This window comes from candidate division WOR-3 bacterium (genome assembly GCA_016867815.1).
Taxonomy (GTDB): domain Bacteria; phylum Hydrothermota; class Tepidihabitantia; order Tepidihabitantales; family Tepidihabitantaceae; genus UBA2258.
This window is the reverse complement of sequence record VGIR01000111.1, coordinates 1-8,200: the sequence shown is the minus strand read 5'-3', so window position 1 is coordinate 8,200 and position 8,200 is coordinate 1. Positions and strand designations below refer to the sequence as shown.

At 64.3% G+C, this 8,200-nt stretch carries 6 protein-coding genes; 2 read left to right on the top strand and 4 right to left on the bottom strand.

Features of this window, described 5'->3' with window-relative positions:
- The first annotated feature begins 112 nt into the window (after positions 1–112).
- Positions 113–829 (top strand): hypothetical protein, encoded by a 717-nt coding sequence (locus FJY68_12450; GenBank protein ID MBM3332635.1) that lies wholly within the window; start codon positions 113–115, stop codon positions 827–829.
- 160 nt (positions 830–989) lie between these two features.
- Positions 990–1,565 (top strand): peptide-methionine (R)-S-oxide reductase MsrB, encoded by a 576-nt coding sequence (gene msrB / locus FJY68_12445; GenBank protein MBM3332634.1) that lies wholly within the window; start codon positions 990–992, stop codon positions 1,563–1,565.
- Here the strand turns inward: msrB and FJY68_12440 are convergent.
- The 4 genes from FJY68_12440 to FJY68_12425 form a co-directional block, all read right to left on the bottom strand.
- A complete protein-coding gene (locus tag FJY68_12440; GenBank protein MBM3332633.1) occupies positions 1,562–2,329 on the bottom strand; it encodes a tetratricopeptide repeat protein in 768 nt (255 codons plus the stop codon). The two genes, msrB and FJY68_12440, sit on opposite strands and share 4 nt — an antisense overlap.
- Before the next feature lie 103 nt (positions 2,330–2,432).
- On the bottom strand, positions 2,433–5,060 hold the full coding sequence (locus tag FJY68_12435; GenBank protein ID MBM3332632.1) for an ATP-dependent protease: 2,628 nt from the start codon (positions 5,058–5,060) through the stop codon (positions 2,433–2,435).
- A gap of 12 nt (positions 5,061–5,072) precedes the next feature.
- Positions 5,073–6,374, bottom strand: coding sequence for a TldD/PmbA family protein (locus FJY68_12430; protein ID MBM3332631.1), 1,302 nt, complete (start codon positions 6,372–6,374; stop codon positions 5,073–5,075).
- A 99-nt stretch (positions 6,375–6,473) separates the two neighbouring features.
- Positions 6,474–8,105, bottom strand: coding sequence for a TldD/PmbA family protein (locus tag FJY68_12425; GenBank protein MBM3332630.1), 1,632 nt, complete (start codon positions 8,103–8,105; stop codon positions 6,474–6,476).
- Between the last annotated feature and the right edge of the window lie 95 nt (positions 8,106–8,200).

The following is an 8,200-nucleotide window of genomic DNA, read 5'->3' as shown; positions in this document are numbered from 1 at the left end:
GGCCCGATCCTACCTACGCAGCCGGCAACGCCAGCCAGAAGTGGTCAGGAGTTACTTTGCGGAAGAGCACGTCCGATATGCGGCAACATGACCTCAAGCTGTCAAACATTTAGTGCTCTCCGTAGTAAGCGACTGCATAGTACGGCAGAGCGCCGGGTTCGGGGTCTTCTGCGTGGACAGCTCCGGCTTCGGTGCGTTCCGCGACAACCAGATCACTGCCAACCTCAGCTACGCGATGCACGTCGGCCCGCAGCTCGCCGACGGCAACGTCTTCTCAGGCAACGACTCCACCGGCGTGGAGCTGTACGGCTGGCTCCCGGTCAGCACGACCTGGCCCGACCTCGGCGTGTCCTATGTCATCAGGGACGTCTACGTGTTCCATTCGTCGAACAGCCCGGTCCTAGCCATCCAGCCCGGCACCGAGATCCGGTTCAAGGACCTCGGCACGCTGAAGGTGGGCAACGCGGGCACGCCCACGCCGGCCCGGATCGTCGCCGACGGTACGGCGGGACGGGTAAGGTTCACTTCGGCGTCCGCAAGCCCGTCGCCGGGCAGCTTCTACGGCGTCTACGTCTACGGCAACCAGATCGGCGAGAGCGAGTTCCGGAACTGCGACTTCTCGTACGGCGGCCAGAACGGCGACTGCCTGCTCTACGTCAAGAACAGCAACCCGGTCATAACCGGCTGCGATTTCGGTTACAGCGCGGGCTGGGGCGTCAGCTTCAAGACCGCTTCGGTCCCGGACACGCTGGCACTGAAGCAGGCCAACACCTTCCACGACAACGCTCTAGGCAACATCAAGTGGGTGCCCCCGGTCCCGGGCAACTGAGCGGTCGAGCCCTTCGCACCTGACGGTTGCCGGCAACATAGCGGTCGCGGACACAGATACTCCCCATGGCGAATTGAGCCGACTCGACCCGTCTGAGCCAAAACCTCCCGCACTGAGAGGCAGTCTAACCAATTGCAGGATGAAAAATACTGTATGGCGTATGTTGGCGCTGTCTGCAGCCGTTGTTGTTGCGTTTTCTTGCGGCGGGTATAGCGCCGGGGCGAGGATTGATACAAAGTCTGGACCAGCGGAGGGTGATATCGTGAGCAATCTGCCGGCAGGAAAAGCAGTGGTTCGTTTCCTTGGCACGGACGGGAAGACGGCCGCGCCGGAGACCGTGGACAAGGTCGTGAAGCCGGACTCGGAGTGGAAGCGGCTGCTGACGCCCGAGCAGTACCGCGTCACCCGCTACCGAGGGACCGAGCCCGCCTTCTGCGGCGGGCTGCTGAGGAACAAGGAACCTGGTGTCTACCGCTGTGTCTGCTGCGGCCTGCCGTTGTTCTCCTCGGATGCGAAGTTCGAGTCCGGCACCGGCTGGCCGAGCTTCTACCAGCCATTCGCGAGTGAGAACATCACCGAGCGGACTGACCGCAGCTACGGTATGGAGCGGGTGGAGATCCTGTGCGCGCTGTGTGACGCACACCTCGGCCACGTCTTTCCCGACGGCCCCCCGCCGACCCGGCTACGATACTGCCTGAACTCCGCGGCCCTCGTCTTCACGCCGCGGACGAGCTAGTTGCCCGCCCGGGCCGGCTCGCTGCCGCCGAGCGAATCCAGCAGCGCTGTTGCTGTCGGACGGTCTTCCAACGCTGCTTCGGCCGGGTTGGACGGACTGGCCGTCGCGAGCAGCCGTCCCAGTTCTGCCCTCGCCTCTTCGCAGCGGCCCAGCCTCACCAGCACCCGGGCCAATGCCAGCCGGATGATAGTGTAGTTCGAGTCGCTGGCGAGCGCGCGTCGGTACCGGACCTCAGCCTTCTTCGCTCCGCCGCCGAGCAGGCCGGGAAGTGCCTCATACATCCGCCCGAGCGCGAAGCCGGCCAGCGCGCAGTCGCGATCGAGCTCCAGCGCCCGCTCGTTTTCCCGCCGCACCGCTGCCGCGCCCCTCGCCGCTGCAACCATCCCCTGCAGTTCGAGGATTCTCCCCTGCGCCACTGCCCACCAGACGTGCCCGGAGGGATTTCGCTCGTTCAGCGCGCGCAAGGTCTCGGCCGCTGCGCGCGCGGAGGCATACCAGCCGGCCCTCGACGCCGGACTCGACTCTCGGTCGCCCTTCACCATCAGCAGCCGGGCGCGGAGCTCGAGCCTCTCTTCCCGCTCCGCTCCGCAGCCGACGGCTGGCGCGAGAACGGCAGCACAGGAATCGAGATACGCCGGTCCCAGGTGCCAGTTGAGCAGCCAGTAGCGCGCCCGGGCGTATCTGGTTCCGGCGGCAGGCGCCGGGGCGGCGCCCAGCGAAAGCATGACATAGAAGAACACCGCCGCGGCGATATGGTTGACCACATTGAAAGTTTATTTAGTTGACTTTATCCAGTCAAGGCCTGTCTTGCCGGGAAAGGCAGACGCCCGGGCCGGGCCCGGGCGTCGCAACGCAGAGGGTATCCGGCTAGCGCCGTCCGCGGCGCGGGAGCTTTCTCTCCGGCCTGGCGGCCTTCTTCTTCGGCTTGTCCTTGCCGTTCTTGTCCGGCTTGAAGTCCTGGTAGAGCCGGGCCAGTTCGGCCAGCCGCGCCATCACGCGGCCGCTGACGGTCTCGCGCGGATAGTGCCCCCTATCGTCGGCCCTGCCGGCCGGAAGGCCGGTCAGCAACTCGACGCCCTCGTCGATTGTCGAGACCGCGTAGATGTGGAACTTGCCGTCCTTGACCGCGGCCACCACTTCGGGTCTGAGCATCAGGTCGGGCAGGTTGGCCTTCGGGATGAGCACGCCCTGCTTCCCGCTCAGGCCGCGTGCCTGGCACGCTTCAAAGAAGCCCTCTATCTTCCAGTTGACGCCGCCGATGGGCTGGACCTCTCCCAGTTGGTTGACCGAGCCGGTCACGGCCAGGTCCTGCCGGATGGGCAAGCCGGACAGGTCGGAGAGCAATGCATAGACCTCGGTTGACGAGGCCGAGTCACCGTCCACTCCGCCGTAGGACTGCTCGAAGCAGATGGAGGCGGAGAGGATCAGCGGCTGGCGGCTAGCGAACTTGTGACGCAGGTAGCCCGCGAGAATGAAGACACCTTTGTCGTGAGTGGGTCCGGAGAGCTGGGCCTCGCGCTCGATGTTGATGATTCCGGCAGCGCCGACCCCGGTCTTGGCGGTGATCCGGGTCGGGATGCCGAAGGCGTGCTCACCGGTGTCGTAGACCGCCAGCCCGTTAACCTGCCCTGCCTTGACTCCGGTCACGTCGATGAAAATGGTCCCCTGCCGGATTGCCTCCTGCAGCTTAACCTCGGACAGCCGGACCCGGTCCCGGCGGCGGTCTATCGCCTGCCGCACGTGCTCGTACCCAACGGCCTTCGCCCCGGCCTTGCCCGCCCAGTGGTTCGCCTCGGTCAGCAGCTCGGTGATGATGTTGAAGCGGGTCGAGAGCTTGTTCTGCCGTCCCGCCAGCCGCGCCCCGTGCTCGATGACCCCGAGCACGCCCGAGCGGTCGAACGGCCGCAGCTTCTCCTTCTGGCACAGCGCCTTCACGACCTGCGCATAGTCGGCGACTGCCTCTTCGCTCAGGTCCATCACCCAGTCGAAGTCGGCTCGGACCTTGAAGACCTTCTTGAAGTCCTCGTCCGCGCCGGCCAGCAGCGAGTAGATCTGGGGGTCGCCTATCATGATGACCTTGAGGTCTATGGCCACCGGTTCCGGCTTCAGCCCGACCGCGCCGAACAAGGCGGAGTACGGGTCGCCGCCGGTGATCTCAAGCTGCCGGTTGCGCAAGGTCCGTTTGAGCGCCTGCCAGACGCCGGGTTCGGTCAGCGCGTCCAGCGCGTTGATAACCAGGAAGCCGTGGTCCGCCCGCAGCACCGATCCGGCCTTGATCCTGGAGAAATCCGCCCGCCACTGCCCTCCCCGGTCCCAGACCCGGTCGATCGAACCGAACAGGTTCTTGTAGTTCGGGTTGGTCTCGAAAATCACCGGCGCGGTCCGGGTGTGGGAGTTGTCGACCAGGACGTTGACCCGGAACTCGAGGTACGGGTCGATTGGGGCGGCCACCGGCTCGCCATCGGCCGGAGGCCTCTGGCGGAACGCGTCAGGCCGGGTCAGGATAGCATCCTTGACCTCGGCCAGGTAGTCGTGCATCGCCTTCGGGTCGTAGCAGTACAGGTGCCTGCCATGCTTCGGCGCGTGGTTCTTCCTCCGACCGTGGCAGCGTTCCTCAATGTCTGCCAGCCGTTCCTCGACCACCGGGCGGATGATGCTGTCGTCGAGCTTTGCCAGGGCGTCGCGAGCCTCCTTTTCCAGGTCGCGGATCTCCTTGAAGATGGCCGCCAGTTCACCGCTCAGCTCCTGGTAGCGCGCTTTGATTTCCCCGACACGCTCAGCGGTGAGCTTACCCTCTTCCGCCAGGGCCGGCAGAGCGTCAACGCTGACCGGTTGCTTCTCGACGATAGGTGCCAGTTCCGGGCGCGCGAGCGGCCCGGTCTGGACCAGGGAAAAGCCCTCGGCGAGCACGCGTTTCTCGAACTCGCGCACCCTGGCTCCGCCCCGCTCCTTGTACCCGTCAACGATGGCCTGCCGCCGCTGCTGGTAGGCGTCGCTTTCGAGCAGCAGCGGCACGTTCTTCACCAGGAAGTCGACGAAGGCGTCCATGTCGCTGCGGAACTCCTGTCCCTTGCCTGCGGGCAGGCAGAGCAGCCGGGGCTGGTCCGGGTCGCGGAAGTTGTTAACGTAGCACTTGTCGTCGAGCTCCGTGGGCCGGGCCCGCGTCGACTCGAGCAGGTTCTTGACCGTCGTAGTCCGGCCGGTGCCGACCGGACCGGAGACGAAGACGTTGTACCCGATCGACTCTATCTCCAGCGCCATGTTCAGCGCGTCGACTGCCCGCGATTGGCCGACAATACCGTCAGTGACCCGCAGGTCATCTGTCGTATCGAACTTCAGGCAGTCGGTCGGGCAGGTCCAGACCAGCCGTTCCGGCGAGACTTCGAGAGGAGAAGGGTCGAGGGTTCCGGGATCAAGAGCTCCAATTGCCCGGCTCCGTCCCCTCCGCCCGTGATTCCCTGCTAGTTTGATACCCTTCCCTTTGGTACGTTTCATCTGCTCCTCTTTCTAGTCGCGCGTGGCGACCTTCAACCTGGGGAACATCACGAAGGGCACGTGGTATGAACCGAGGTCCCGGACGGTGTCTCCTACCGCCGCCACGTTGGCGAACATCTCGTACACGTTCCCGGCAATCATCGTATCTTTGACGCGCCCGGTCACCTTGCCGTTCTCGATCAAGTGGCCGGACGACACATTCAGCGCGACATCTCCGGCCAGCACGTTCGACTGTCCGCCACCGATGCACTCATGGACCAGCAGACCATGGCGGATACCTGCCAGCGTCTCATTCAGGCGCGCCGCACCGGGCAGGAGCTGGATGTTGCTCTTCCCGGGCTGAGGCTGAGCTGTGTAGTCGCGCACGGCCGAACCGGTTGACTCGGCGCCGCAGGCACCCGCGGTCGCCAGGTCGAACAAGAACCCGTTGAACACGCCGCGGTCGAACAGCTCGATCCGGCGTCGCGGCACACCTTCCGCATCAAAAGGGGCGGACGCCGTCCCGAAATCGCGCAGTCCGTTGTCGGCAATGGTGATCTTCTCGTCCACAAGCTTCCGCCCCACCTTGTCGATGAGCGGCGACACGCCCTTCTCCAGCTGCTTGCCGCCCACTCCGACCAGGAGCGGATAGAGCAGGTCCGGCACCGCGGTCGGCATGAAGACTACCGGGTAGGTTCCGGTCGCCAGCCGCGCTCGCGACCGCGCCAGGATGGCCCGCTCCTCGATTCGGTCGGCCAGCGCGCCGATCGACGGCGGACTACCCGACGACAGGTTCTCAAACTCCGAAATCCAGACCAGCCCGTCGTTGACCAGCAGGCCGGTGGCAGAGAGTTGGAGATTGGCTCGTGCGAAGCGTTTGTTGAGTCCGGCGCTGTTCGCGACCACAGTCTCACCGTAGGTGCGGTCCAAGGTCACGTCGAGTTTCAGGCCCGGAACCCGGGCCCGCACTGCATCGACCAGCTCCCGGCCCCACTCAATCATCTTCAGCGCGGGCAGCACTATCACCCGGTTCTCGAAGGTCTTCACCGCCGGGCTTGGTTCCGGTCCGGGGAACTCGAAACAGCACTGTTTGCCGAACTCGGCGGTCTCGAATGCGGCGTCGACCAGCTCGCCGACCTTGTCCGGATTGCTGCTCGAACTGAATCCGACCCTACCGCCCTTCACCACCCGCAGTCCGTGACCGTGAGTCAGCCGGCTCTCCTGCGAATGGAACTCATTCGCCCGGAACTCGACGACCGTCCGGGTCTCTTCGGAACCGAACACCTCGGCCTGCGCCCCCCGCGCCTCAGCCAGCGACAGAATCTGGTCTTCCATCAGCTACTCAAGAAACGGGTTCGAGGGTTCTGGGGTTCTGGGGTTCAGGCCTGATGCCCGAACTTGGTGCCTTTGTGTCTTGGTGGTAGACATCCGGTTCTATCTTCCGCCGATCACGACGTTCCGGATCAGGATGTGCGGCGCGCCCAGCCCGACCGGCAGCGGTCCCTGACCGTTCTTGCCGCAGCCGCCGAGCCCGCCGAACATCACCAGGTCGTCACCGATCATGGCGATGTTCTTGAGCGTCTCGAAGATGTTGCCGGAGAGCACCACGTCGCGAACCATCTTCGTCTGCCGGCCGTGCTCAACCAGCCGCGCGTACTGGGATGAGAAGGTGAACGACTCGAGCTCCGTCATCCCGCCGCGCGACCCGCAGACGTACAGCCCGCGCTCGACCGAATCAAGCAGGTCTTCGATGTTGAAAGCTCGCGGCTCGATGTAGGTATTCCTCATCCGGACGATGGGAGAGAAACGGTACGATACCGCGCGGGCATTACCTGTCACCTTCTCGGCCATCTGCTGTGCGCTCTGCCGGTCGTGCAGGTGGCCGGCAATGCGGCCTTCCTTGATGAGTTCGGTTCGTTGCGCCGGACTGCCCTCGTCGTCGTAGCGGAAGCTGCCCCGCTCGCCCGGCATCGTCCCGTCGTCTACTATCGTCAGTTCATCGACCCCGTACCTGGTCCCGATCTTCATCAACTCCCGCAGCCGCTCATTTGTAGACAGAAAGTCGGCCTCGCTCAGGTGCCCGAAAGCCTCGTGGGCGAATACACCGGCCAGTAATGGGTCGATGATAACGTCGTACTTCCCGGCCGGAACCGGCTCAGCCTTCAACAGTTCGATGGCCACCTTGGCAATCCGCTCGACCATCGGCTCGCGGTTCTGAAGCGATGAGAAACCCGCGGTCTTACCAAACGTGTCATGATAGTCCTGCACGTTGGTGCCGTCGCGGGTCAGGGCGCGGCACATGAAACCGGTGTACACTGACTCCTGTGTGATGCAGCGGTCCTCGGACGAGAGGAACGTGGTCGTGCGGAAGGCATCGTGGTACATCGACATCGTCGTAGTGATGCCAGCGGTCTTGAGCAGGATGTCATTATAGTGCTTGATGAGCGCATGCTTGTCGGCCAGCGGAACCTCTCGCGGGTCGTCTGCCTCCGGTACGGTCACGCTGTCACTGAGCGCGGGCAGCGAGCCGAGAGTCTCCGGTTTGGCCGGCAAAGCCTCGACCCCGGCTGCTACGTCCTTGGCCAGACCCTTCAGCTTCTCGTCGATTTGGTTGAAGCTCGCCGAACCCCAGTTGCCATTGTGGAACACGCGGATGCACCCGCCCCGCTCAAGCGAACGCCCGATCTGGTCGAGTTCCTGCCCCCGATAGACGATGCCAGTCTCCTCCGACTCTTCAACCCGGATGTCGGCGTATTGAGCAGCTACGCCACTCAGCACATCCGCAAGAAATGGCTTCAGGTTGTCCATCTTCTGGCCCTCAAAGCGTAGGGACGAACTCCAGCTTGTCAAACCCCGCATCCGCAGGCGCAGGCAGCTTCCGTGGCCTTTCAGCAGGCGCCGTGCCGGGCTCTCCGGGAAGCTGACCCGCAGACAGCAGCGGTGATTGCTCGGTAGACCGTCCCTGGGGCACCCGGCGGGAGAGCAAGGGCGGTAGTTCGCCCAACTCACATCCCCTCTGCACTCGGGGTTGTCTCGGTCAAGTCCGAATTCTCCTGTAGAATCCATCTCAGGCTGACAGCTTTTGACCGGTAGTCTGAAGGCTGGACTCCGTCTTCGGTTCGGCCATTCCCAGCGCCCGCCGGAGCGTATCCAACTGCTCG

Coding starts and splice junctions, on each gene's coding strand:
- msrB (MBM3332634.1), top strand. CDS start 990: ATGTTGGCGCTGTCTGCAGCCGTTGTTGTTGCGTTTTCTTGCGGCGGG.
- FJY68_12435 (MBM3332632.1), bottom strand. CDS start 5,060: ATGAAACGTACCAAAGGGAAGGGTATCAAACTAGCAGGGAATCACGGG.
- FJY68_12430 (MBM3332631.1), bottom strand. CDS start 6,374: ATGGAAGACCAGATTCTGTCGCTGGCTGAGGCGCGGGGGGCGCAGGCC.
- FJY68_12425 (MBM3332630.1), bottom strand. CDS start 8,105: ATGGATTCTACAGGAGAATTCGGACTTGACCGAGACAACCCCGAGTGC.